General features: G+C 36.2%; 25 protein-coding genes. 18 read left to right on the top strand and 7 right to left on the bottom strand.

The genetic code is table 11. From position 1 onward, the window contains the following. Window positions 1-195 precede the first annotated feature (195 nt). The 3 genes from JM83_RS07400 to JM83_RS07385 all read left to right on the top strand — a co-directional run bounded on the left by JM83_RS07400 (window position 196) and on the right by JM83_RS07385 (window position 3,809). Window positions 196-1,734: an IS1182 family transposase gene (locus tag JM83_RS07400; RefSeq protein ID WP_144960757.1), complete on the top strand. Its 1,539-nt coding sequence runs from the start codon at window positions 196-198 to the stop codon at window positions 1,732-1,734. Window positions 1,735-1,816: 82 nt separating this feature from the next. Continuing rightward, window positions 1,817-2,842 carry a hypothetical protein gene (locus JM83_RS07395; RefSeq protein WP_144960800.1) on the top strand — a complete coding sequence of 342 codons (1,026 nt, stop codon included), beginning with the start codon at window positions 1,817-1,819 and terminating at the stop codon, window positions 2,840-2,842. A 517-nt stretch (window positions 2,843-3,359) separates the two neighbouring features. Continuing rightward, window positions 3,360-3,809 carry a hypothetical protein gene (locus tag JM83_RS07385; protein WP_144960798.1) on the top strand — a complete coding sequence of 150 codons (450 nt, stop codon included), beginning with the start codon at window positions 3,360-3,362 and terminating at the stop codon, window positions 3,807-3,809. Between the two features lie 497 nt (window positions 3,810-4,306). Here JM83_RS07385 and JM83_RS07380 read toward each other — a convergent pair whose 3' ends face one another. After that, window positions 4,307-5,371, bottom strand: a complete 1,065-nt coding sequence (locus JM83_RS07380; protein ID WP_144960796.1) for an IS110 family transposase — start codon at window positions 5,369-5,371, stop codon at window positions 4,307-4,309. A gap of 306 nt (window positions 5,372-5,677) precedes the next feature. Between JM83_RS07380 and JM83_RS07375 the strand changes: the two genes are divergently transcribed. The 5 genes from JM83_RS07375 to JM83_RS07355 all read left to right on the top strand — a co-directional run bounded on the left by JM83_RS07375 (window position 5,678) and on the right by JM83_RS07355 (window position 8,751). Further along, complete coding sequence (locus JM83_RS07375; RefSeq protein WP_144960794.1) at window positions 5,678-6,091, top strand: NUDIX hydrolase; 414 nt, start codon at window positions 5,678-5,680, stop codon at window positions 6,089-6,091. 199 nt (window positions 6,092-6,290) lie between these two features. Next, window positions 6,291-6,536 carry a hypothetical protein gene (locus JM83_RS07370; protein WP_144960792.1) on the top strand — a complete coding sequence of 82 codons (246 nt, stop codon included), beginning with the start codon at window positions 6,291-6,293 and terminating at the stop codon, window positions 6,534-6,536. Continuing rightward, window positions 6,533-6,931, top strand: a complete 399-nt coding sequence (locus JM83_RS07365; protein WP_144960790.1) for a type II toxin-antitoxin system VapC family toxin — start codon at window positions 6,533-6,535, stop codon at window positions 6,929-6,931. The genes JM83_RS07370 and JM83_RS07365 overlap by 4 nt, the downstream gene beginning before the upstream one ends. 354 nt (window positions 6,932-7,285) lie before the next feature. After that, on the top strand, window positions 7,286-8,176 hold the full coding sequence (locus JM83_RS07360) for an IS1595 family transposase (protein WP_144959476.1): 891 nt from the start codon (window positions 7,286-7,288) through the stop codon (window positions 8,174-8,176). A gap of 176 nt (window positions 8,177-8,352) precedes the next feature. Next, window positions 8,353-8,751: a type II toxin-antitoxin system VapC family toxin gene (locus JM83_RS07355; RefSeq protein WP_144960790.1), complete on the top strand. Its 399-nt coding sequence runs from the start codon at window positions 8,353-8,355 to the stop codon at window positions 8,749-8,751. Window positions 8,752-8,841: 90 nt separating this feature from the next. On the opposite strand, the gene ltrA (JM83_RS07350) is transcribed toward JM83_RS07355, so the two are convergent. Then, window positions 8,842-10,101 carry a group II intron reverse transcriptase/maturase gene (gene ltrA, locus JM83_RS07350; protein ID WP_144960768.1) on the bottom strand — a complete coding sequence of 420 codons (1,260 nt, stop codon included), beginning with the start codon at window positions 10,099-10,101 and terminating at the stop codon, window positions 8,842-8,844. Between the two features lie 41 nt (window positions 10,102-10,142). Beyond that, window positions 10,143-10,268: a hypothetical protein gene (locus JM83_RS19415; RefSeq protein ID WP_261376330.1), complete on the bottom strand. Its 126-nt coding sequence runs from the start codon at window positions 10,266-10,268 to the stop codon at window positions 10,143-10,145. Between the two features lie 1,404 nt (window positions 10,269-11,672). Here JM83_RS19415 and JM83_RS07345 point away from each other — a divergent pair. Together JM83_RS07345 and JM83_RS07340 are read left to right on the top strand one after the other, a co-directional pair. Next, window positions 11,673-12,176 carry an RNA polymerase sigma factor gene (locus JM83_RS07345; protein ID WP_144960788.1) on the top strand — a complete coding sequence of 168 codons (504 nt, stop codon included), beginning with the start codon at window positions 11,673-11,675 and terminating at the stop codon, window positions 12,174-12,176. Next, window positions 12,173-12,769, top strand: coding sequence for a hypothetical protein (locus JM83_RS07340; RefSeq protein WP_144960786.1), 597 nt, complete (start codon window positions 12,173-12,175; stop codon window positions 12,767-12,769). The genes JM83_RS07345 and JM83_RS07340 overlap by 4 nt, the downstream gene beginning before the upstream one ends. Window positions 12,770-12,996: 227 nt before the next feature. Here the strand turns inward: JM83_RS07340 and ltrA (JM83_RS07335) are convergent, their stop codons facing one another. Both ltrA (JM83_RS07335) and JM83_RS19410 read right to left on the bottom strand, forming a co-directional pair. Next, window positions 12,997-14,256: a group II intron reverse transcriptase/maturase gene (gene ltrA, locus JM83_RS07335; RefSeq protein ID WP_144960768.1), complete on the bottom strand. Its 1,260-nt coding sequence runs from the start codon at window positions 14,254-14,256 to the stop codon at window positions 12,997-12,999. A 41-nt stretch (window positions 14,257-14,297) separates the two neighbouring features. After that, a complete protein-coding gene (locus JM83_RS19410; protein WP_261376330.1) occupies window positions 14,298-14,423 on the bottom strand; it encodes a hypothetical protein in 126 nt (41 codons plus the stop codon). A gap of 893 nt (window positions 14,424-15,316) precedes the next feature. Here JM83_RS19410 and JM83_RS07330 point away from each other — a divergent pair. Next, complete coding sequence (locus tag JM83_RS07330) at window positions 15,317-15,868, top strand: hypothetical protein (RefSeq protein WP_144960784.1); 552 nt, start codon at window positions 15,317-15,319, stop codon at window positions 15,866-15,868. A 148-nt stretch (window positions 15,869-16,016) separates the two neighbouring features. Here JM83_RS07330 and ltrA (JM83_RS07325) read toward each other — a convergent pair whose 3' ends face one another. Beyond that, window positions 16,017-17,276 (bottom strand): group II intron reverse transcriptase/maturase, encoded by a 1,260-nt coding sequence (gene ltrA, locus JM83_RS07325; RefSeq protein WP_144960768.1) that lies wholly within the window; start codon window positions 17,274-17,276, stop codon window positions 16,017-16,019. Window positions 17,277-17,317: 41 nt separating this feature from the next. Beyond that, window positions 17,318-17,443, bottom strand: coding sequence for a hypothetical protein (locus JM83_RS19405; protein ID WP_261376330.1), 126 nt, complete (start codon window positions 17,441-17,443; stop codon window positions 17,318-17,320). Window positions 17,444-18,131: 688 nt separating this feature from the next. On the opposite strand from JM83_RS19405, the gene JM83_RS07320 reads away from it, so the two are divergent. The 7 genes from JM83_RS07320 (at window position 18,132) to JM83_RS07290 (ending at window position 23,781) form a co-directional block, all read left to right on the top strand. Then, window positions 18,132-18,392 (top strand): UPF0175 family protein, encoded by a 261-nt coding sequence (locus JM83_RS07320; RefSeq protein ID WP_144960782.1) that lies wholly within the window; start codon window positions 18,132-18,134, stop codon window positions 18,390-18,392. Window positions 18,393-18,394: 2 nt separating this feature from the next. Beyond that, on the top strand, window positions 18,395-18,895 hold the full coding sequence (locus JM83_RS07315) for a DUF3368 domain-containing protein (protein ID WP_144960780.1): 501 nt from the start codon (window positions 18,395-18,397) through the stop codon (window positions 18,893-18,895). 205 nt (window positions 18,896-19,100) lie between these two features. Continuing rightward, window positions 19,101-19,538 (top strand): MarR family winged helix-turn-helix transcriptional regulator, encoded by a 438-nt coding sequence (locus tag JM83_RS07310; RefSeq protein WP_144960778.1) that lies wholly within the window; start codon window positions 19,101-19,103, stop codon window positions 19,536-19,538. After that, on the top strand, window positions 19,535-20,539 hold the full coding sequence (locus tag JM83_RS07305; protein ID WP_144960776.1) for a serine hydrolase domain-containing protein: 1,005 nt from the start codon (window positions 19,535-19,537) through the stop codon (window positions 20,537-20,539). The genes JM83_RS07310 and JM83_RS07305 overlap by 4 nt, the downstream gene beginning before the upstream one ends. A 161-nt stretch (window positions 20,540-20,700) precedes the next feature. Then, a complete protein-coding gene (locus JM83_RS07300; RefSeq protein WP_144960774.1) occupies window positions 20,701-21,597 on the top strand; it encodes a hypothetical protein in 897 nt (298 codons plus the stop codon). Window positions 21,598-23,103: 1,506 nt separating this feature from the next. Beyond that, the gene (locus JM83_RS07295; protein WP_144960772.1) at window positions 23,104-23,436 is read left to right on the top strand and encodes a type II toxin-antitoxin system RelE/ParE family toxin; all 333 of its coding nucleotides are present in this window, start codon (window positions 23,104-23,106) and stop codon (window positions 23,434-23,436) included. 12 nt (window positions 23,437-23,448) lie between these two features. Then, a complete protein-coding gene (locus JM83_RS07290) occupies window positions 23,449-23,781 on the top strand; it encodes a helix-turn-helix domain-containing protein (protein WP_144963703.1) in 333 nt (110 codons plus the stop codon). The last annotated feature ends 275 nt before the right edge of the window (window positions 23,782-24,056 follow it).

The raw sequence follows: 24,056 nt of genomic DNA, 5'->3' as shown, positions 1-24,056 counted from the left end.
ATTCGAACAAAAAGTGATATTTTAGAGACCAATTAACAAACAACAAAGCCGACAAGTTCGCGTCCCTATTCCACGCCACTTGCGTTAAACAAGACCGTCAGACTGTCTAAAAACCCCTTGCTTTCTTAATAACTATGTTGATTTCTTATTTGCTGAGCTGTTTCCTATTGTTAGGCTTAACCGTATCTTTTAGGTATGAAATTCATTATACCCAAAGACCGTAAACAAGCCAGCCTGTTCCCAGTTTCCCTGGATGAAGCCATTGACCAAGAAAACGAAGTCCGAGCCATTGATGTGTTCGTTGATGGCCTCGATCTTGAAAAGATGGGCTTCAAGGTACATTTCCCCGAAGGCGGAAGGCCGGCCTATCATCCAGCAACGCTCCTGAAATTGTTCCTATATGGATATATGAACCGCCTGCGTTCTTCCAGGATCCTCGAGCGCGAGTGCAAACGAAATATGGAGATGATGTGGCTCCTTGGCCAACTTGCCCCCGACCACAACACCATTGCCAATTTCAGAAAAAACAACCCCAAGGCCATCAAACACGTGTTCCGCGCCACGGTGGAACTGGCCATGAACTTCAAACTGATCGGCGGTAGGATCATTGCCGGGGACAGTACCAAACTGCGTGCACAGAACAGTAAAAAGAACAATTTCAACGAAAAGAAGATAAAACGCCACCTGGAATATATCGACAACAAACTCGATCAGTACAACCAGGACCTGGCAAAGGCCGATGGGGAGACTGAAAAACAAGAGGTCCAAAAAGAAATACGAAAGCATGCCCAGCGAAGGGAAAATTATACAAAGCTCAAAAAACAACTGGAGCAGACCGGGGAAGAACAAATTTCAACTTCCGATGGGGAAAGCCGCCATATGGTCCTGCGGGGGAACATTACCGAGGTGGCCTATAACGTACAGTCCACTGTGGACGGCCTGCACTGCATCCCTATTGATTACCAGGTCACCAACCGAAATGACTCCAAGGCCATGGGCGATATGATAAGAAGGTCCAAGGCCATACTCAGGAACAATACCTTTACAGCACTCTTTGACAAAGGCTACCACACAGGATCGGAACTCGAAACCGCTCAAAAGCTCGGTATCAAAACAATGGTGGCCATTCCCGCGCCCGCATCCACGGCACCACACCCGGATTACAACCTACAGAATTTCATTTACGACCAACAACAGGACCAGTATACCTGCCCACAGGGACACGCCCTGAAGACCAACGGCAACTTTTATACAAACCATCAAGGCAAGCCCAACCAAAGTAAGTTCAAACAATACAAAACAAAGGCCTGTAAGGGGTGCCCCGTGCGAGACCTGTGCACCAGGGCAAAAAATGGAAGGCTCCTTGCCCGGAATGTCTTTGCGCCATTCTACGAGGAGAACCGAAAAAACATGGAACAAGAAAAAGAACTCTACCGCCGCAGGCAGGCCATTGTGGAACACCCATTTGGAACCATGAAAAGGCAATGGGGGTTTGACCATATCCTTACCAAAAAAGGAAAGAAAAGGGCCTCTGCAGATGTAGGCTTCATCTTTATTGCCTACAACCTCAAAAGGATCATTAACCTGATAGGCCATAAAGCCCTACAAGAAGGTAGCAATACCTTGTTTGATAAAATTTTGGGCTTAATAGCGCGATTTTACCGCTTTTTAAGAACTAGTTTCCTTTTCCAATATAACGCAAAGTTTTGCTGGCACCATGCCATACAGCCTTAAAAAACGTATTTTAGGACAATAAAACCATTGTCAACCATGTTTTTAGACAGACTGCCGTTGGCAAATATTATATAAACAAAATATGACTTACATAAAAAAGCTTCTAATACTAGTTTCTATATTTTTAATCTCTTGTAATAATAAAAATAGTTCTAGTTCAAAAGAAACTCATAGTGAAAATTATAATCTTGAATTTCAGAAAAACTTTAAAAATAAACCTAAAATTTTTTCAGCATTCTGGATTGATATGAATGAGAGGGATTTTAACAGGGTTGTAGACACTTTAATTAAACAAAGAAAAATTAGCCAAACAGAAGATTCTTTATTTTATGATCTTGATGGTTTCTCAATGTATTTCAAAGAAACTTTTGAAAATAACAAATTAAGAAAAATTACTCTTTTAGCTAAATTAGAACCGTTACTAGCCACTCAGGAATATTCACCATATAATCTTTTTTACACAAAATATAATTTACCCGCTCTAGTTCAAAAAGATAAATATTATCAAAAACAGACGGTTCCAAATTCCGATTATGATCCAGTCCATTATCTGTATCTTAACAATGGCGTTCCGGAAAATGTTCCATCTTCATTAATTGATAATGGAGTAAAAAAATACAATTATGAGCAAAATAAAGGTGAAAAAACTACTCGTTTTGGTTTAGCAAAAAAGATAGAATTAAATAAAGATGCTAGGACTAAGATTATTATAAATGAAGTTCCATCTCAAGATGAGGAGATTAATAAGGATTTAGTCTATTCATTAGAAGATTGGGAAAATTATATTCCTTCAAGAATTAAAAATAAATTCCGAATTGGCCGAAGTGAAATGGGATTATTTGCTGGAGATTATAAAAATTTTAAAGATCAAAAAACTAGAGAAACTATTGGAAATTATCTCATCCGTAAAAATTCCAAATATGTCACATATTGTTATTTTCAAAATTATGATTTAAAAATAACTTATGTGGATAAAAACTATTACGAAGATGAGATAAGGAGGCAAAAGAATTCTGAAAATTCCAAAACGGAATTCAAAGAAGAGATGGAAGAATTAAATAGAAAGGCTAGAATACAGAGTAAAGAAGAAGCTCTTGAGGATATATAACATTTGCCAACATCGTTTAACAGCAAATAGCGGGCATTCTGCTGAAAAGTGTTATTTTAGAGACCAAGTAAAAAACAACAAAGCCGACAAGTTCGCGTCCCTACTCCACGCTACTTGCGTTAAACAAGACCGTTGTAGCGCATTAAACAAAAATCGGAACTAAGAACAAATTGCTAAAATAGCTCTGATAAAGATTAAAAATGTTCAAGTTTTGAGTACAGAATCTAAAGAGAAATGCAAATATTATTTACAAGGAGGAAAGAGAGAAGTTGGAGAGTTAATTAGAGAAATACGTGAAGAATTGAGTGTTGAAATCATACCTGACTCTTAAAAATATTTCGGAACTTTCAAAACTCGAGCCGACAGAATGGAAGAAAAACAGTAATTAAAATGATTTATTATTCTTAAAACCTAATAATGAAATTGAGAATATAAAATGGTTGAATTGCGCTAATATAAATACAGTTTCCGCAGTTGACAAAATAATATTTGATTTTCTAAAATTAAAAAAATAACAATGAAAATATATCTGACAATAATTATAATATTTCTATCAAATATGAGCTTTGCTCAAAATGCAAAAGTGGAAAAATTTGATTTTTGTGCAATAATAACAGAAATGTTTGAAAGTGATCAGAAATATCGATCAATGAATAAAATTAAAACTTTTGAGAAACAGAAGTCGACTAAAGTATATGATTCATTAATGAAGCTTCAAACTGTAATTGATAATATGAACACTGAAAAGCTTTTAAAATTGGTTAAAGAAAAAGGTTGGCCAGACCAGAGAAAACTGAATTGCGAACGAGAAATTTTTCCAATGATAATATTTCGACATTCTCAAAGACAATATTTTGATGAGATTGCAAATATTTTAGAAGAAGAATTAAAAGAAAATAGAATTAGTGATTGGGAATACAAAATGATAAATAATCATTTAAACGGAAGACCAAAAAAAATAAATTGAGTAACATAACGCGCCACAACATCGTTTAACAGCAAATAGCGGGCATTCTGCTGAAAAGTGTTATTTTAGAGACCAATTAAAAAACAACAAAGCCGACAAGTTCGCGTCCCTTCTATGTTGTATATCAAATTTTAGACAACTTTTTTCTTATATTTAACATGTTAGCCTGAAGGGGAAGTGAGCGCTGCTGGAGAGCAACTCAACAGCAATAAGGCTTTCGACAGTGAATACGGTTCCTTCTCTAAAAAGGGACCTTTTTAAATTTATTCATTGTCCTCCATGGCTAAGAAAACTCAAGGTCTTATAGCTTTATCTTAATCAGTAATTGTAATATTATAAAACAGCCTTCTATTAACAGACTCTAAGGAGCTGCATCGTCTTGTTTAGTTTATATAAATAAGTGCGCCGCAGTCTACTAAATGACAGTCGTGAACGCTGCAGGGACGCGGAAACGGTCACACTTGAAGATAGCTGTTTTATAAATTACTCTTTTAATATTATTTATATCCCAGTTCATATCGGGTTTGGTTATTCAGGACGAATCTCATCCTGCTCAATATTTTTTTGGTAATGCGTATGATCGCCTTATTGGGTTTCATTCTATGGCCAAGTTTTGAATAGGTGGCTCCCAGGGCCGGATCTTTTCCTATTGCCTTCCAGGAGGCTTCTATCATAATATCCCTGAGAATACGATGCCCTCTGGGAGTGATTTCTCCGATTCTTTCGTTTCCTCCGGAAGAATTGGTAGACGGTACCAAACCTATAAAACTGCATAGCCTGTCCAGGCTTTTGAACCTTTTTATGTTTTCTATCTCTGTGAGGAAAGTTATGGCCGTGATATAACCTACTCCCGGTATGGATTGTAGAAGTTCCATATTTTCCCTATACCGGGCAGTGACAGAAAGTGCCTTGACTTTTCGGTTTATATCGAGCTTTTGCGCATAAAAGTAATGGTACTTAGCTAAATGACCATCCAGGGTTTCCCTGAAAGGGCCAATCTCCATTTCTGTAAGCCATTTGATGAATTTCCTGGTCCAGTTATCCTTGCTCAACTCTTCCGGAATATCGATCCCGTTGCAATAAAGGAAAGATTTGATCTGCGTCTTTGTTTTTGCCAGGTCCCTGGCAATCGTTTTTCTCAAGCGAACAAGGCTCCTATCCGCCAGGGTCTGGAGCGAGGGAACATAAATTGGGGTCAATTCACCGTTCTTTAGCGAACGGGCGATTTTTTTACTATCCCTCGAATCATTCTTTTGAACCTTTTCTTTTCCGGTCGTGGGAATATCTGCAGGGTTCACCACAATAGATTCAATACCCAGGCCCATTAAACGGTAATGAGGCATAAAACCCGCAAAGCCAGCTTCATAAGCACTAAAGTAACTACCTCCGGGATAATTCTCCTGTAGATGGTTGAAGAGGGTTTTAGCATTCGCATTTTGTGAAAAGGTTTTCTGGTAATAAGGATCCATCATAACCGTTACATTCCAGCTCTTAAGGTGCGTGTCGATGCCTACATAAATTTTTTGGCCGGTGAAGTCGAATTGTGTACTTTGTGTCTGCATAGGTTTTGGATTTTAAAGTAATTAAGTGACTAGATATTACTATGTTATAATAAATATCTGAAACTTATGCTTTATCCTTTATACAAACATAGGGCCTACTCCACGCCACTTGCGTTAAACAAGACCGTTGTAGCGCATTAAAGAAAAATCCAATAAAGAAGATAAATCTGAAAAAAATAAGTGTAAAATGGAAGATAATTCATTCTGGAAAACCATTAAAAACTATATCCATTTTAAAATTTTTATTGGTGTTATAGCTTTAATTATTTTCATTATACTTTTGATAATTAAAATAATCACGGGTTAATGAAAAGTTCTGAGAAGTCTATAATTGATAAAATTGCACTTATAATAATAAAAGACGGTCAAGTTTTGAGCACTAAATCCAAAGGAAAAAGTAAATATTATTTTCCTGGAGGTAAAAGAGAAATCGGAGAATCAGATGAACAAACTTTGATTAGAGAAATTCGTGAAGAATTGAGTGTTGAAATCGTGCCAAACTCTCATAACTACATCGGAACATTTAAAGCTCAGTCTGACGGAATGAAAGACGGGATAATAGTAAAAATGACTTGTTATTCAGCAGACTTTAATGGTACTCTGAAAGAGAATAATGAAATTGAAGAAATTAAATGGTTGAACTACGCAGACATAAATACAGTTTCCGCCGTTGATAAAATAATTTTTGATTTTTTAAAGAAAAAAGGAGAGTTAGAGTAATAACGCGCAACAACATCGTTTAACAGCAAATAGCGGGTAGTGTGCTGAAAAGTGTTATTTTAGAGACCAAGTAACAAACAATAAAACCGACAAGTTCGCGTCCCTACTCCACGCCACTTGCGTTAAACAAGACCGTTGGCAAAAATGTAAAAACATCCGAACTCCGAAAGAAATTCCTTAAATTGCATAAAAATTGAAAATGGGGAGCTTAACTATTTCAAATAAAATTTTAGACAAGTACTTTGGCTACTTAAAGAATTTAGATAATACTGCTAAAAAAAATCTAATCATTAAGCTGACCAAATCCATTGAAACCAAATCAAGAAAAAAACTTGATTTAAAATCATTATTCGGTGCCTGGGAAGATAATCGGGATTCAGATGAGATTATCTCAGAAATTAAAGCATCCAGAGTAAATAAAATAAACACAGAAAGCTTCGAATGAAATATCTCTTGGATACTAATATTTGTATTCACTTCTTCCGTGGAAAGTTCAATTTAATTGAGAAATTTCAAGAAGTTAATCTTGATAATTGTGCTATTTCAGAAATAACGTTAGCAGAATTGATTTTCGGAGCTGAAAATAGTTCGAACTCAAAAAAGAACTTAAAACTAATCGATAATTTTTCGGAACAGGTAAAAATTTTACCAATTTTCAACTCGATTAATATTTATGCAAAAGAAAAAGTTCGGCTGAGAAAGAAAGGAGAAATGATTAGCGATTTTGACTTACTTATTGGTTCTACTGCGATTGCAAATGAACTGATAATGGTTACAGAAAATACCAAAGAATTCAAAAGAATAAAAGAGATCAAAATTGAGAATTGGATTAATCGTTAGCACACTTTTGCCAACAACGTATAACGCAAATGGCGCGTTTCATAGAAAAGAAGTAAATTAGTTTTCCATAGTAAACAAAATCGTTAAGCCGACAAATCCGCATCCATAATTCCGCGCCACTTGTCGTTATACGAGACCGTTGGCAAAAATGTAAAAACATCCGAACTCCGAAAGAAATTCCTTAAATTGCATAAAAATTGAAAATGGGGAGCTTAACTATTTCAAATAAAATTTTAGACAAGTACTTTGGCTACTTAAAGAATTTAGATAATACTGCTAAAAAAAATCTATTGACTTAGGCACTTTGTTATTAGTAATAAAGTCATTAAATTAGGGCAAACAACTGTTGAAATTATGGAGCAAAGATTTAAAAGCCTATCTCTTTTCGAGTTTCAGGAACGGTATTCCTCGAAAGGAGACTGCCTCGCCTATTTGGCAGAGCTAAAATGGGGCAACGGTTTTTTATGCCGTAAATGCGGGCATGGGAAATCCTGTAAGGGCGTGCCAGCTGCTTCGCGGCAGTGCACCAGTTGCAATTATACGGAGTCCCCGACTGCCAACACACTTTTTCATATGGTCAAGTTCGATCTTGTCAAGGCGTTCTACATAGTCTATTTCGTGGCCACAAACAAAAAGGGCATCACCTCTACCGAACTCAGCCGAAAATTGGAGCTTAGGCAAAAGACCTGCTGGTCTTTCAAGCGCAAGGTCATGAAGGCCATGAAAAGCTCTGGAGACCACCCCATAACCGGAACCGCCGAAGTGGACGAAACAGTCTTTGGTGGACAGGAAGAGGGGGTGCGTGGAAGAAAAAATGGGAGCAAAAAGCTCGTGGTAGTTGGTATTCAGAAAAAGAAAAAGGGCGTTTCAAGGCTCTACGCCCGAGAGATATCCCATGCCGATGCAGCATCGCTGGGTGATTTCATGAAGCATCATATCGCTGTAGATGCCAATGTGACCACTGACCAATGGTCAGGTTATGGCCCCTTGGCCAAGGTCTTCGAGAATCTAGTGCAGATCCCGTCGGGAAAGAAAGGACCCAATTTCCCCGATCTCCATAGGGCTATAATGAACCTCAAGGGATGGCTCAGGGGAATGCACCACCACGTCTGGGACCTTCAGGACTATTTGGATGAGTACTGCTATAGGTTCAACCGAAGCTTCATGAAGGAAGGAATATTCGAAAATCTTATGATACGAATGGTAAACGCATCGCCATGTCTTATAAAAAATATTAGTAATTAAGTGCCTAAGTCAAAAAATCTAATCATTAAGCTGACCAAATCCATTGAAACCAAATCAAGAAAAAAACTTGATTTAAAATCATTATTCGGTGCCTGGGAAGATAATCGGGATTCAGATGAGATTATCTCAGAAATTAAAGCATCCAGAGTAAATAAAATAAACACAGAAAGCTTCGAATGAAATATCTCTTGGATACTAATATTTGTATTCACTTCTTCCGTGGAAAGTTCAATTTAATTGAGAAATTTCAAGAAGTTAATCTTGATAATTGTGCTATTTCAGAAATAACGTTAGCAGAATTGATTTTCGGAGCTGAAAATAGTTCGAACTCAAAAAAGAACTTAAAACTAATCGATAATTTTTCGGAACAGGTAAAAATTTTACCAATTTTCAACTCGATTAATATTTATGCAAAAGAAAAAGTTCGGCTGAGAAAGAAAGGAGAAATGATTAGCGATTTTGACTTACTTATTGGTTCTACTGCGATTGCAAATGAACTGATAATGGTTACAGAAAATACCAAAGAATTCAAAAGAATAAAAGAGATCAAAATTGAGAATTGGATTAATCGTTAGCAGTCGAGTAGGTAAAGGGGAATTGCACCCCTAAACCTCTCTCAGAACCGTACGTGATGCTCTCACATCATACGGCTCTTCTTAACAAGTCTAAGGCGTAAAACCATATTGCCAATGCACAAATAGATTGGGAAACTGCTTGGCAGTCTCCTGTAACCATTTGTAGGCAAAGAACCAATGTTTACGCCTAAATCGCCGATATTTGTTGCGTACCCATTTAGCCAGTCGCATATTCAAAAAGCGGAACACATAATGTAGTTCGCTCATTCGCACCTTGCCGTAATAATGAATCCACCCTCGTACTTTGTTCGCTATAATGCCTGCCAAATCGGGCAGGCGCAAGTGAACCATACGGTGCAGTTTCATCTTGAACAAGGTTTGATTGATTCGCTTTTGACTTTGGCGGCTGATGGCGGGCGTGAAACCCAAATGAAAGTTCCCGTAGTAGCCCTTTACCATTCTTGGTTTGAATGTAAAACCTAAAAAACTGAAGGTTACATAGTGGACCTTGAACGGTGGGTGCTTCTTTTGGTTGCGCTTGCAATAAACAATATTGCTCTTGCCTTTCTTTATCTGCAACTTGCATTGCTCAAATCTGGCTTTTACCGCTTCCAAAGTCCGCAGGGCTTGTTTGAAGTTTGCACAATGGATGATAATATCATCTGCATATCGTTCAAACTTTACTTCGGGATGGTGCTGTTCAATCCATTTGTCAAAAACAACGTCTAGGAAAATGTTTGCCAATAATGGGCTTATAACACCTCCCTGTGGTGTGCCTTTGCTACGGGGATGAACACTCCCATCTTTCTTTTGGACACTGGCTTTTAACCAACGTGTCACGTACAAGTGAATGTGCTTCTCTTTGGTAAAGTGACCCAATGCTTTGAGCATTAAATCGTGGTCTATCTCATCAAAAAAACTCTTGATGTCCAAATCTATTGCCCAATCCATCGCCATACAGTTTTCCCTGCATTGCTTTATGGCTTGGTGCGCCGATTTGTTCGGTCGATAGCCAAAGGAACTTTTGCTGAACCGCTTATCTGCAAGCTGCTCCAGCTCCTCTCTAATTACCATTTGAGCCGTTCGGTCTTGTACCGTCGGGATGCCCAGTTTCCGTATCCTGCCATCTGCTTTGGGTATTTCTACTTCGCGAACGGGCTTGGGAAAGTAACTTCCACTCGCTAACCTGTTCCATACGGGATAAAGGTATTTCATAGGGCGAGCGGACACTTCGGAAATCGATACTTTATCGACACCCGATGCACCCTTGTTACTGCGTACCTTCTTAAAGGCTTCCATTACCTGTCGCTTATCTATCGGTTGCGACTTTTGTTTCTCTTTGAAAATCATCCTAATCTACATTAGTTGTAATACAAGTTAAAACTGTTAAGTCAGCCCCTTCGCTCCCATCCCATTACAGGATGCTCATCGCTACTACGGGATAATCCGTCACTAATGGCACGTATGGCTAATTTCTTCCTTGCCCTTCGGGGTTGTGGAATTTTCGCACCTGCCATTAGCTTCTCCTGTTCCGTAATTGAGCCGTAAGTAAAGCTCCTGCCCTCTTTATGCCGATTGCCACTTGACCAGTAAATAGGTTACTCCCGTCAAGTCCTGTCTCTCGGGACCGCCCATCCCTCGATTTTGACAATACTAAAGTTGTTTACGACACTTCTACAAGGGTTCACTCACATCTCGTTCAGCTTCTTTACCCCCACCATAGCAAACTACATTACCCTACAAGTGGCAGTAGCGCCTTTGACCTTATCGCTCAAGACCAACCCGTGAAAGGTAAGCCCCATAAGGCGGTTTGACCGGTATGCCTAAACATCCCAGCCGAGAGACCAATCCCCAAAACCTTCTTGCGTGTTTCCACCCGAAACAAATGCCGGGGTCGTTTCCAGAAAATTATGAGACTCTCATCTCAATTACAGTTTTGTTGCTCCTCAATTTTACTTAAATTGTATCCCGAAGCAACACAGGACACACCACTTTTGCCAACAACGTATAACGCAAATGGCGCGTTTCATAGAAAAGAAGTAAATTAGTTTTCCATAGTAAACAAAATCGTTAAGCCGACAAATCCGCATCCATAATTCCGCGCCACTTGTCGTTATACGAGACCGTTGCAAACAAGAAAAAATGAATGATTTTTTATTTAGAAGAAAAGGAAAAAAGAGACCGAAAAAAAATATAAGTACTAAAAATTGACAAAATGAGCAGTTGTTTGCTAACTAAAACTTTCATGAAAAAATCCTGCTCCGATTCATAAAAAACAAGAATGTTTTCATTTAAAATTGCATGATAAATGACAAAAAAAGCGGACTGTTCCAAAATGATAATTTCACTTCACTATTAAGAAAAAAATCAAATAAAGTTTCTCGATAATTGACAAAATTACCCCGACTATTTCAAAGAAAAATTAAATTTAAGAAAACAACTTTTAAAAGATAAAAAAAAAAAGGAAATCTAAAAATGAGAATTTTGAACTTTAAAAACTGATTCTACTCGGATCCAAATATTGAAAAAATGGAGAAAGATTATTTTTAGAAAGTAAAAAAAACGCTTCCTAAACTCACAAAAACTTTTAAAAAATGATCGATAAAAACAAAAATTGAGCTAATTTGTTAAGGTTTTCAAAACATCAATGGTGGAGTTTTTCCTGTTAGCAACATCGTTTAACAGCAAATGTCGGGCATTGTGCTGAAAAGCGTTATTTTAGAGAGCAAAAAGAAAACAACAAAGCCGACAAAAACGTGTCCCTACTCCACGCCACTTGCGTTAAACAAGACCGTTGCCATTAATACTGACCATTCTAACTAAATAAGAGCCTTATCATCATATTATTTACTAAAAAAACACACTAAACTGTCATATTTATCAAACTATGGTAACTAAAATAGTAAAGGGAAGTATTAAAAATGGAAAAACAGAAAACCATATTTCTTTCTGCTTTGCAAGAAAATCAGGATAAGTTATATAGAATTTGCTCTATTTATTCAGTTAGTAGTGAAGATTCGAAAGACCTTTTTCAGGAAGTTTTAGTTCACATATGGAATTCGATGAGTTCATTTAAAGGTAATTCTTCTATTGCCACTTGGATGTTTAGAATAGCATTAAATGTTTGTCTTCGTTTTAAATCTAAATACGCAAAGACCCAAAATCGATTTATAAGATTAGATAGTATGACTATTTCTAATTTAGGTTCGGAAGAGGGAAATGAAAAAAATAATGAAAAAATAATAGCTTTAAGAAAGTGTGTCAAAAAATTGAATGAAGGAGATAAAGCAATAATTGCTCTGTACTTGGAAGGATTAGCATACCGAGAAATTTCAGATATACTTGGATTATCTGAAAATCACATAGCCGTAAAAATCAAGCGGATAAAATCAAAATTGTTTAACTGCATAAATGAAATATTATGATTGAAGATGAATTAATTAAAATCTGGCAATCGTCCAGTAATCAGGAGCGTATAAAATTTGAGAAATCAAAATTAATGATTGAATTACAATCCAGTTTAAATCGTTTACACAAATGGTGGAACTATCTAGAACTTTCCGAAACGATTTTAGCTGTATTTGGAGTTTTAGTATCTATTTTTTTATTATTCAAGATTCCATTCATTCTGACAAAAATGGCAATAGCATTAATAATGATTTGTTCAGTTTATTTAATAATTAAATATCAACGTATTAAAAAATTTAAGCATAGCGATTTGGAAGAAAATTACCTAAATTATCTCAAAAAAAACAAGGAATATCTTTTAGTACAAAAAAAGTTTCTTAAAACATATTTTTATTGGGGCATTTTGCCAGTTTTCCCAATTATGATACTATTTAATATCAGTATTTGGAATAAGATACCAGAAAACTTTATAATAGGCTTAATCTTTATAAATATAGCTGCAATCGGAATAGGAGTTTATGGATATTTCACAAATAAAAAAAGAGTAAAAAAAGAAATAACCCCAAGAATATCTAGAGTTAATAAATTAATAAATAAATTAGAACAATAGCCATATGATATCCAAATATAGACCTTCAAAAATTTCAAAAAACTTCTTAGAACAATTGTCAAAAATTCTGAGCTTTTCAACTTCAAAAACAAGAAGAGAAACAATCAAACAAAAGAGAAGACAAAATAGGAGTAAAAAGGTCGAGTAGGTAAAGGGGAATTGCACCCCTAAACCTCTCTCAGAACCGTACGTGATGCTCTCACATCATACGGCTCTTCTTAACAAGTCTAAGGCGTAAAACCATATTGCCAATGCACAAATAGATTGGGAAACTGCTTGGCAGTCTCCTGTAACCATTTGTAGGCAAAGAACCAATGTTTACGCCTAAATCGCCGATATTTGTTGCGTACCCATTTAGCCAGTCGCATATTCAAAAAGCGGAACACATAATGTAGTTCGCTCATTCGCACCTTGCCGTAATAATGAATCCACCCTCGTACTTTGTTCGCTATAATGCCTGCCAAATCGGGCAGGCGCAAGTGAACCATACGGTGCAGTTTCATCTTGAACAAGGTTTGATTGATTCGCTTTTGACTTTGGCGGCTGATGGCGGGCGTGAAACCCAAATGAAAGTTCCCGTAGTAGCCCTTTACCATTCTTGGTTTGAATGTAAAACCTAAAAAACTGAAGGTTACATAGTGGACCTTGAACGGTGGGTGCTTCTTTTGGTTGCGCTTGCAATAAACAATATTGCTCTTGCCTTTCTTTATCTGCAACTTGCATTGCTCAAATCTGGCTTTTACCGCTTCCAAAGTCCGCAGGGCTTGTTTGAAGTTTGCACAATGGATGATAATATCATCTGCATATCGTTCAAACTTTACTTCGGGATGGTGCTGTTCAATCCATTTGTCAAAAACAACGTCTAGGAAAATGTTTGCCAATAATGGGCTTATAACACCTCCCTGTGGTGTGCCTTTGCTACGGGGATGAACACTCCCATCTTTCTTTTGGACACTGGCTTTTAACCAACGTGTCACGTACAAGTGAATGTGCTTCTCTTTGGTAAAGTGACCCAATGCTTTGAGCATTAAATCGTGGTCTATCTCATCAAAAAAACTCTTGATGTCCAAATCTATTGCCCAATCCATCGCCATACAGTTTTCCCTGCATTGCTTTATGGCTTGGTGCGCCGATTTGTTCGGTCGATAGCCAAAGGAACTTTTGCTGAACCGCTTATCTGCAAGCTGCTCCAGCTCCTCTCTAATTACCATTTGAGCCGTTCGGTCTTGTACCGTCGGGATGCCCAGTTTCCGTATCCTGCCATCTGCTTTGGGTATTTCTACTTCGCGAACGGGCTTGGGAAAGTAACTTCCACTCGCTAACCTGTTCCATACGGGATAAAGGTATTTCATAGGGCGAGCGGACACTTCGGAAATCGATACTTTATCGACACCCGATGCACCCTTGTTACTGCGTACCTTCTTAAAGGCTTCCATTACCTGTCGCTTATCTATCGGTTGCGACTTTTGTTTCTCTTTGAAAATCATCCTAATCTACATTAGTTGTAATACAAGTTAAAACTGTTAAGTCAGCCCCTTCGCTCCCATCCCATTACAGGATGCTCATCGCTACTACGGGATAATCCGTCACTAATGGCACGTATGGCTAATTTCTTCCTTGCCCTTCGGGGTTGTGGAATTTTCGCACCTGCCATTAGCTTCTCCTGTTCCGTAATTGAGCCGTAAGTAAAGCTCCTGCCCTCTTTATGCCGATTGCCACTTGACCAGTAAATAGGTTACTCCCGTCAAGTCCTGTCTCTCGGGACCGCCCATCCCTCGATTTTGACAATACTAAAGTTGTTTACGACACTTCTACAAGGGTTCACTCACATCTCGTTCAGCTTCTTTACCCCCACCATAGCAAACTACATTACCCTACAAGTGGCAGTAGCGCCTTTGACCTTATCGCTCAAGACCAACCCGTGAAAGGTAAGCCCCATAAGGCGGTTTGACCGGTATGCCTAAACATCCCAGCCGAGAGACCAATCCCCAAAATCTTCTTGCGTGTTTCCACCCGAAACAAATGCCGGGGTCGTTTCCAGAAAATTATGAGACTCTCATCTCAATTACAGTTTTGTTGCTCCTCAATTTTACTTAAATTGTATCCCGAAGCAACACAGGACACACTACTAATGGCAACATCGTTTAACAGCAAATAGCGGGTATTTTGATGAAAAGTGTTATTTTAGAGACCAAGTAACAAACAACTAAGCCGACAGGTTCGCGTCCCTACTCCACGCCACTTGCGTTAAACAAGACCGTTGTAACCCATTTTTCAGAAAACTTAAAATCCAACACATAATTTTGAATTGAAAGAACTAAAGATTTTTAAAATATTAATATTAGAGCATTTTCTGACAAGTTGTATTGATAACATTAATTATTTGGATTATTTAAATTTCAAAATTAGTTCAAACTAAATTTAAAGTTATATTTGAACTTAATCTATCCGTGAATAAATCAAATTGATAAGATTATTTAGAAAATATTTTTTTTAATGCTTATTAGTTACAAAACAAAAACTTAAACACCTAAAAATCAGATTTTAATGAAAAAATTATCAATTCTAGCACTTTTAGCATTATTTTCAATTACTTCTTATGGACAAGAGAAAAACACTTATAATACTGAAAAAGTTTGGAGAATTAATTTTCTAAATCCAGCAGTTGAATTAGAAATTCCGACAGGAAATTATTCAACCTTTTCCTCTGCTATTGGAATAGGTTACGGAGGAGCATATCCAGACTTAGAGTTTGGTGGAGGATCAGGACTAATTTATATTATTGCTCCTTTTCTTGATTTACAGCAAAAGTGGTTTTATAATTTAAATAAGAGGCTTAGTAAAGATAAATCGGTTAATAATAATTCTGGAAATTTTATTTCTTTGAGAATGATTACAAGAGGGAATTCAATTGCTGACAATGTAAATCGGACATCTGACTTTGATTTTGCAGTTGGACCGACTTGGGGGTTTCAAAGAAAATATGGAGAAAATTTCCATTTATTATTTGATGTCGGACCTCAATACTATTTTGATACAGAAGGAAACGGAAATATTTTCCCAATCATGTTTCAGCTAAATCTAGGTTTCGACTTATAAATACTAAACTAACAAAATAAGCTATTTTAAACATTTGTTATTATAATATCTGTAGTAAAAGTCGAGTAGGTAAAGGGGAATTGCACCCCTAAACCTCTCTCAGAACCGTACGTGATGCTCTCACATCATACGGCTCTTCTTAACAAGTCTAAGGCGTAAAACCATATTGCCAATGCACAAATAGATTGGGAAACTGCTTGGCAGTCTCCTGTAACCATTTGTAGGCAAAGAACCAATGTTTACGCCTAAATCGCCGATATTTGTTGCGTACCCATTTAGCCAGTCGCATATTCAAAAAGCGGAACACATAATGTAGTTCGCTCATTCGCACCTTGCCGTAATAATGAATCCACCCTCGTACTTTGTTCGCTATAATGCCTGCCAAATCGGGCAGGCGCAAGTGAACCATACGGTGCAGTTTCATCTTGAACAAGGTTTGATTGATTCGCTTTTGACTTTGGCGGCTGATGGCGGGCGTGAAACCCAAATGAAAGTTCCCGTAGTAGCCCTTTACCATTCTTGGTTTGAATGTAAAACCTAAAAAACTGAAGGTTACATAGTGGACCTTGAACGGTGGGTGCTTCTTTTGGTTGCGCTTGCAATAAACAATATTGCTCTTGCCTTTCTTTATCTGCAACTTGCATTGCTCAAATCTGGCTTTTACCGCTTCCAAAGTCCGCAGGGCTTGTTTGAAGTTTGCACAATGGATGATAATATCATCTGCATATCGTTCAAACTTTACTTCGGGATGGTGCTGTTCAATCCATTTGTCAAAAACAACGTCTAGGAAAATGTTTGCCAATAATGGGCTTATAACACCTCCCTGTGGTGTGCCTTTGCTACGGGGATGAACACTCCCATCTTTCTTTTGGACACTGGCTTTTAACCAACGTGTCACGTACAAGTGAATGTGCTTCTCTTTGGTAAAGTGACCCAATGCTTTGAGCATTAAATCGTGGTCTATCTCATCAAAAAAACTCTTGATGTCCAAATCTATTGCCCAATCCATCGCCATACAGTTTTCCCTGCATTGCTTTATGGCTTGGTGCGCCGATTTGTTCGGTCGATAGCCAAAGGAACTTTTGCTGAACCGCTTATCTGCAAGCTGCTCCAGCTCCTCTCTAATTACCATTTGAGCCGTTCGGTCTTGTACCGTCGGGATGCCCAGTTTCCGTATCCTGCCATCTGCTTTGGGTATTTCTACTTCGCGAACGGGCTTGGGAAAGTAACTTCCACTCGCTAACCTGTTCCATACGGGATAAAGGTATTTCATAGGGCGAGCGGACACTTCGGAAATCGATACTTTATCGACACCCGATGCACCCTTGTTACTGCGTACCTTCTTAAAGGCTTCCATTACCTGTCGCTTATCTATCGGTTGCGACTTTTGTTTCTCTTTGAAAATCATCCTAATCTACATTAGTTGTAATACAAGTTAAAACTGTTAAGTCAGCCCCTTCGCTCCCATCCCATTACAGGATGCTCATCGCTACTACGGGATAATCCGTCACTAATGGCACGTATGGCTAATTTCTTCCTTGCCCTTCGGGGTTGTGGAATTTTCGCACCTGCCATTAGCTTCTCCTGTTCCGTAATTGAGCCGTAAGTAAAGCTCCTGCCCTCTTTATGCCGATTGCCACTTGACCAGTAAATAGGTTACTCCCGTCAAGTCCTGTCTCTCGGGACCGCCCATCCCTCGATTTTGACAATACTAAAGTTGTTTACGACACTTCTACAAGGGTTCACTCACATCTCGTTCAGCTTCTTTACCCCCACCATAGCAAACTACATTACCCTACAAGTGGCAGTAGCGCCTTTGACCTTATCGCTCAAGACCAACCCGTGAAAGGTAAGCCCCATAAGGCGGTTTGACCGGTATGCCTAAACATCCCAGCCGAGAGACCAATCCCCAAAATCTTCTTGCGTGTTTCCACCCGAAACAAATGCCGGGGTCGTTTCCAGAAAATTATGAGACTCTCATCTCAATTACAGTTTTGTTGCTCCTCAATTTTACTTAAATTGTATCCCGAAGCAACACAGGACACACAACGGGTTACAACATCGTTTAACAGCAAATAGCGGGCATTCTGCTGAAAAGTGTTATTTTATAGACCAAGTAACAAACAACAAAACCGACAAGTTCGCGTCCCTACTCCACGCCACTTGCGTTAAACAAGACCGTTATGCTTTATATGTAAAAATCATCCAGCTATAAACAAATTGAACTGAAAAAAGGTTAAATTTGAAAATAAACATTAAAAAGATGAATTATCAAACCATATCTGTAGATTTCCCGAACGATATTCTTTTGGCGTTGAATGAATCAGAAAATGATTTAAAAAAACGCATCAAAATCATGTTGGCCATTCAATTATATAAAATTCAAAAATTGACAATTGGTAAAGCCGCTCAACTTTCGGGACTTTCTCGATTAGAATTTGAGACTGAACTTTCCAAAAATAAAATTTCAATATCTAGCTTGACAGAAAAAGATGTACTAAAAGATATTGAAAAATTAAAATAGAAATGAAAAACGGACTTGTAATTGCCGATGCAGGACCTATTTTTTCCCTTGCCATTATTGATAAGCTGGAAATTTTAAATAGTTTGTTCGATGAAATCAAAATACCAAATGCAGTTTGGGAAGAAATAACTTTAAAGAAAAACACTGAATATTATAAGAAAATCAAAAGATTTTTTGAGCCGAAAGTTGTCAAAATATCCAGTTTCAACGAATTGACTTTTATAATGGATTATGGAGAATCGGAATCATTAATCCTTTATAAAGAACTGAATGCTCAATTCCTTCTAATAGATGATAAAAAAGCACGGACAATAGCTGAAAATTTCAATATTGAGTGTATTGGAACTTTAGGTTTATTATCAATAGCAAGATCTAAAGGATTGATAGATAATTTAAGACCTTTATTTGTAAAGTTTATCCAGAACAATAGATATTATTCTATAAAATTATTAAACAAATTATTAGAGAATCACAAAGAGCAGAAGATAACATACAAAGCATAACATCGTTTAACAGCAAATAGCGGGTAATCTGCTGAAAAGTGTTATTTTAGAGACCAATAAACAAACAACTAAGCCGACAAGTTCGCGTCCTCACCCCACGCCACTTGCGTTAAACAAGACCGTTACCACACATAGCGAAAAAAACCTGCAAAACAACATCATTTTTATTGATATATCAATTATATTTGTATCAATAATCTAAGTTATGCAATTTCAGGATCCTTCAAAAACAATATTCTATCAAATTGAAAGAGCCATTAAGCAATACCGCACAATGGCACAACGGAATTTGAACGAACTCAATATTAAAGTAACAATAAATCAAATATTACTTATGATTCAAATCAGCGATAAACCGGATATAAGTCAAGTTGATTTATCAAAACTTTTGTTCAAGGACGTCGCATCAATCGCAAGAATGATAGAAATATTAGTCCAAAATAAATTAATAGAACGAGAAGAGAATAGCTCTGACCGCAGGAAAAAGGATCTGAAAATAACTAACAAAGGAAAAAAATTATTGAATGCGGCGATTCCGATAATATCCAAAAATAGAGAAACTGCTCAGAAAGATATTAGCGAAGAAGAGATAAAAACACTTTTCAGAATTTTAAATAAAATAAACAAAAATACATCGAAATGAAAAAAATCACAGTTTTAATAATGATTTTGTTGACCATAAGTTGCAAAAACAATAAAAACAAACCAAGTTTTAATGAGGATGGAAAAAAGCAGATATCTTTAAAAGAAATAGATTCATTTTTGACTTCTCAAGCTGTTAAGGATAGCCTTAATGGCGTTATTCTTATAGCAGATAATGATGAAGTTCTTTTTAAAAAAGCTTATGGATTTAAAGACCTTTCACATACAGAAAAACATTCCCTTGAAAGTAAAATAGGTCTGGCCTCTATGCCAAAAATGTTTACAGCTATTGCCATTATAAAACTTGCAGAAAGTGGAGAAATAAAACTAAATAATACAGTAGGGAACTATTTACCAGAGATTAAAAATCAATTTTTAAAAGATAGCGTAACTATCAGACAACTTTTAAGCCACACAAGTGGATTGGGGAATTATTGGGATTATACCAATGAGTCCGACCAAGAAGACTTAGACAAGCTATACCATTTAATTGTGATGAATGATTCTTTAAAGAGCCACAGAAAATTCCGATATAGTAATTCTGGATTTATAGTATTGGGAAAAATTATTGAGTCAGTTAGTAAAGTACCTTATAATGAATTTGTTGAAAATAATATTCTTACACCTTTAAGTATGAATAATACACAGTCTGTTTTACCAGATGGTGGTAGTAGTTCGACAGTAGATGATTTAATGAAATTTTCAAAAGCACTAAGAAATTTTGAATTGATTTCTAAAAGTGATTTTGACGAGATGATAACTAAACAATCCGATGCCAACTATGGGTTGGGATTTCAACTCAATGACAAAAATGATAAGGAAATTTACGGTCATCCAGGTGGTTATTTCGAAGAGAATACAATACTTGGAGTTGCCTCTGCAATGGACATAATTGATAACCGATATACTGTCATAGTTTTGACAAACCGTAACCCATCGATGGGTGGAGTTAATGCACGAAACTATATTTTAAATGATTTAACGAAACAACTTTCAGAATAACTACGTGTGGTAACATCGTTTAACAGCAAATAGCGGGCAATTTGGTGAAAAGTGTTATTTTAGAGACCAATTAACAAACAACAAAGCCGACAAGTTTGCGTCCCTACTCCACGCCACTTGCGTTAAACAAGACCGTTAGGCACTATAAAAAAACAGCGACAATGAAAAACTATATACTAATTATACTGACAATTTCAGCTTTTAATTGCAATGCACAAAATGACGTCACATTTGAATATGACAATTTCGAAAAACAATTTCTTTCATATAAACCAACTCAAAGTCCTAATATTACAGAAAAAGATTTTGATTATGCCAATATGATTTTGAAAGAAACTAAATCTAGGACAAAGAACAATCCTGAAAATTTTAATCTTGCAGATTATTTTAATATACTTTCAGCATTTCTAACATTAAAAGAAAGCGAAAAGAATATAAAAACGGCTTTTGAAAAATTTAAAAATGCTGATGATAGCTGTGAATACGTTTTGTCATTTGAAAATTCAATCACAACAAATCCAAAATATGATATAATTCGAGCAGATTATTTAAACAAATTAAAAGAATGTAAATCAAGATCAATCACAGAAACAAAATTTATAATTGAAGAATATTGTAAATCAAATTCATTGAATATTGATTTAGTCAAAAAAATCCAACAAGTTAACATTGATGATCAAAAATATAGAAATCAGTCGTCAAGAGAATTGTCAGTCGAACAAAAAAAAATGGATTTAAAAAATCAAAAAATCATTAATTCTCTTTACAAGGAATACAAAACTTATTTAGGTAAAAGTTTAGTTGGAGAAAAATTTGAACACGTGATGTGGGCAGTCATTCAACATTCAAACACTGAAATGATGTCTGATTATTTACCAATTATCCAAAAAGCCGTAAAAGAAAAAGAATTAGATCAAGCTCCTTTAAAAATGATGATTGACAGATATTATGGATTGAAATATGGTTATCAGATTTTCGGAAGTCAAAGTGGATTTGGATTTGAACTAGCTGACGAAAAGACTCGTAAAGCAATAGAAGAAAAATACAAGATTCAGTAATTTTACAGTGCCTAACATCGTTTAACAGCAAATAGCGGGTAGTTTGCTGAAAAGTGTTATTTTAGAAACCAATTAACAAACAACAAAGCCGACAAGTTCGCGTCCTAACCCCACGCCACTTGCGTTAAACAAGACCGTTGCAAAGCATTACTCAGAATGAAAAACGCAAAAAAATAACGGCAAATCTGAATGAAAAAAAACACTCTTTCGCAACTGTTGCGCTGACTTTTTCAAGATTTTAGAAAGAAACAAAAACCATTCAATCGCAAGTTGTACGGAAAAGTTTAAATGACAAAAAATGTAAAAATTGGAGCCCCTTAAAATCAGTACGCGGATCCTTACGAAAAGGAGGAACTTTGAATTGAAATGAAGAACTAAAAATCGATAATTTTTAAATACAGTACGTTGAATTTTTTACTCGGACGCGAAAAATGTAAAATTTTAAAGCCTTTAGATTTTAAATCTGACTTTCAATCAAACGTAAAAAATGAGCAAAAGAATTTAGATGAAAAGAATTCAAACTGATTCTTACTCAAGCGTGAAAAATTGATTTAAGATTTAGAAAGAAACAAAAATAATTAAAAAGGCAGTCAACAAAATAACATGTTCCGAGGATCGTAACGCTATGCAACATCGTTTAACAGCAAATGGCGGGCGTTCTAGTGAAAAGTGCTATTTTAGACAACAATTAAAAAACAACTAAGCCGACAAGTTCGCGTCCCTACTCCACGCCACTTGCGTTAAACAAGACCGTTGGCTACAATGGGAGCATTCAGCAAAAAAGAATATTAGTCGTTTCAAATTAACAATCCAGTAACTGAAAAATACAAAACTGAATTACGAAAAAGTAGATTTTAAACATAGACTTAAGAAAAATCAAGGTGATCTAATTGGAAAAAAACCAGCGGTGCGGAAAAGAATGAAAAAAACTAAAAAGATCAAAACTTCAAATAAAAAGTAAGAAATGAAATAAAATTTAAAAGATGAAAAATGTAAAAATTGGAGGTCTTTAAAATTTAGATCTTGAACTCTTACTCAAACGTGAAAAAGGCATTGAAAGTTATTATTCTGACTTTTACTCAAGTATGGTAAATGTAAAAATTGGATGCTCTTAAAATCAGTTCGCTGACTCTTACTCGAGCGTAAAAAATATAAAAATTCAATACTTTCAGTTTAAAATACTGGATTTTAATCGAATAGGAAAAAAGCTTTTTTGAAAATTATTGATAAGAACAAGAAAATCAGAGCGGAACAAAACGCAGGATAGATAAACACTTCGCAAAAACCACTGTAGCCAACATCGTTTAACAGCAAATAGCGGGTATTTCAGGAAAAAGTAATATTTTAGAGGCTAATTAAAAAAGAATTAAGCCGACAAGTTTGCGTCCCTACTCCACGCCACTTGCGTTAAACAAGACCGTTACCTGTAATATTTCAACAAAAATTAGTTTCCATATATTGAAACATTTGATTATCTTTGAATGTTTAAAACGGACAAAATAAAGAATGGAAAAGAAATTTGAGGTTATATTTTTGGACCAAGCGATTGAGTTTATGAACAATTTAGATCCGAAAACACAGAATAAAATTTATTACAATATTGATAAGGCAAAATTGATAAATGATCCCAAACTGTTTAAAAAATTGGATGATGATATTTGGGAATTTAGAACAAAATTTAGCGGACTTCAATATCGATTATTGGCTTTTTGGGATAAAACAGAGAAAACAGAAACCCTTGTTTTGGCAACGCACGGAATAATTAAGAAAGTAGATAAAGTTCCAAAAAAAGAAATAGAGAAAGCCAAGAAAATTAGAGCTGAATATTTTGAACAGTAAAATATGAAAACGATGGAAACTAAAAAGAAAAAAATGAAAATGATGACGCTCGACCAGATGAAAGATGTTCACATTGGAGAGATTGGAACAAATGATAGAGATAAATATGAATTTGACCTAAGATTGGATATCTTAGGAGAAATGATAAAATCTGTTAGAAAAGAAAGACATTTGACCCAAGAGCAACTTGGAGAATTAATAGGTGTCCAAAAAGCTCAAATTTCAAAACTAGAACGGAACGCAAAAAATGTTACGATAGAAACCATTTTAAAAGTTTTTAGAGCATTAAAAGCGAACATAAAATTTAGTGTAGTAATGAATGATTCGGAGTTTAAAGTAGCTTAGAACAAGAAATACTACAGGTAACATCGTTTAACAGCAAATAGCGGGCAATTTGGTGAAAAGTGTTATTTTAGAGACCCAGTAAAAAACAACAAAACCGACAAATTAGCGTCCCTACTCCACGCCACTTGCGTTAAACAAGACCGTTGCAAAGCATTACTCAGAATGAAAAACGCAAAAAAATAACGGCAAATCTGAATGAAAAAAAACACTCTTTCGCAACTGTTGCGCTGACTTTTTCAAGATTTTAGAAAGAAACAAAAACCATTCAATCGCAA

The organism is Gillisia sp. Hel_I_86 (genome assembly GCF_007827275.1).
Taxonomy (GTDB): domain Bacteria; phylum Bacteroidota; class Bacteroidia; order Flavobacteriales; family Flavobacteriaceae; genus Gillisia.
The sequence above is the reverse complement of the archived record's forward strand: the minus strand, read 5'-3'. Positions and strand labels throughout refer to the sequence as shown.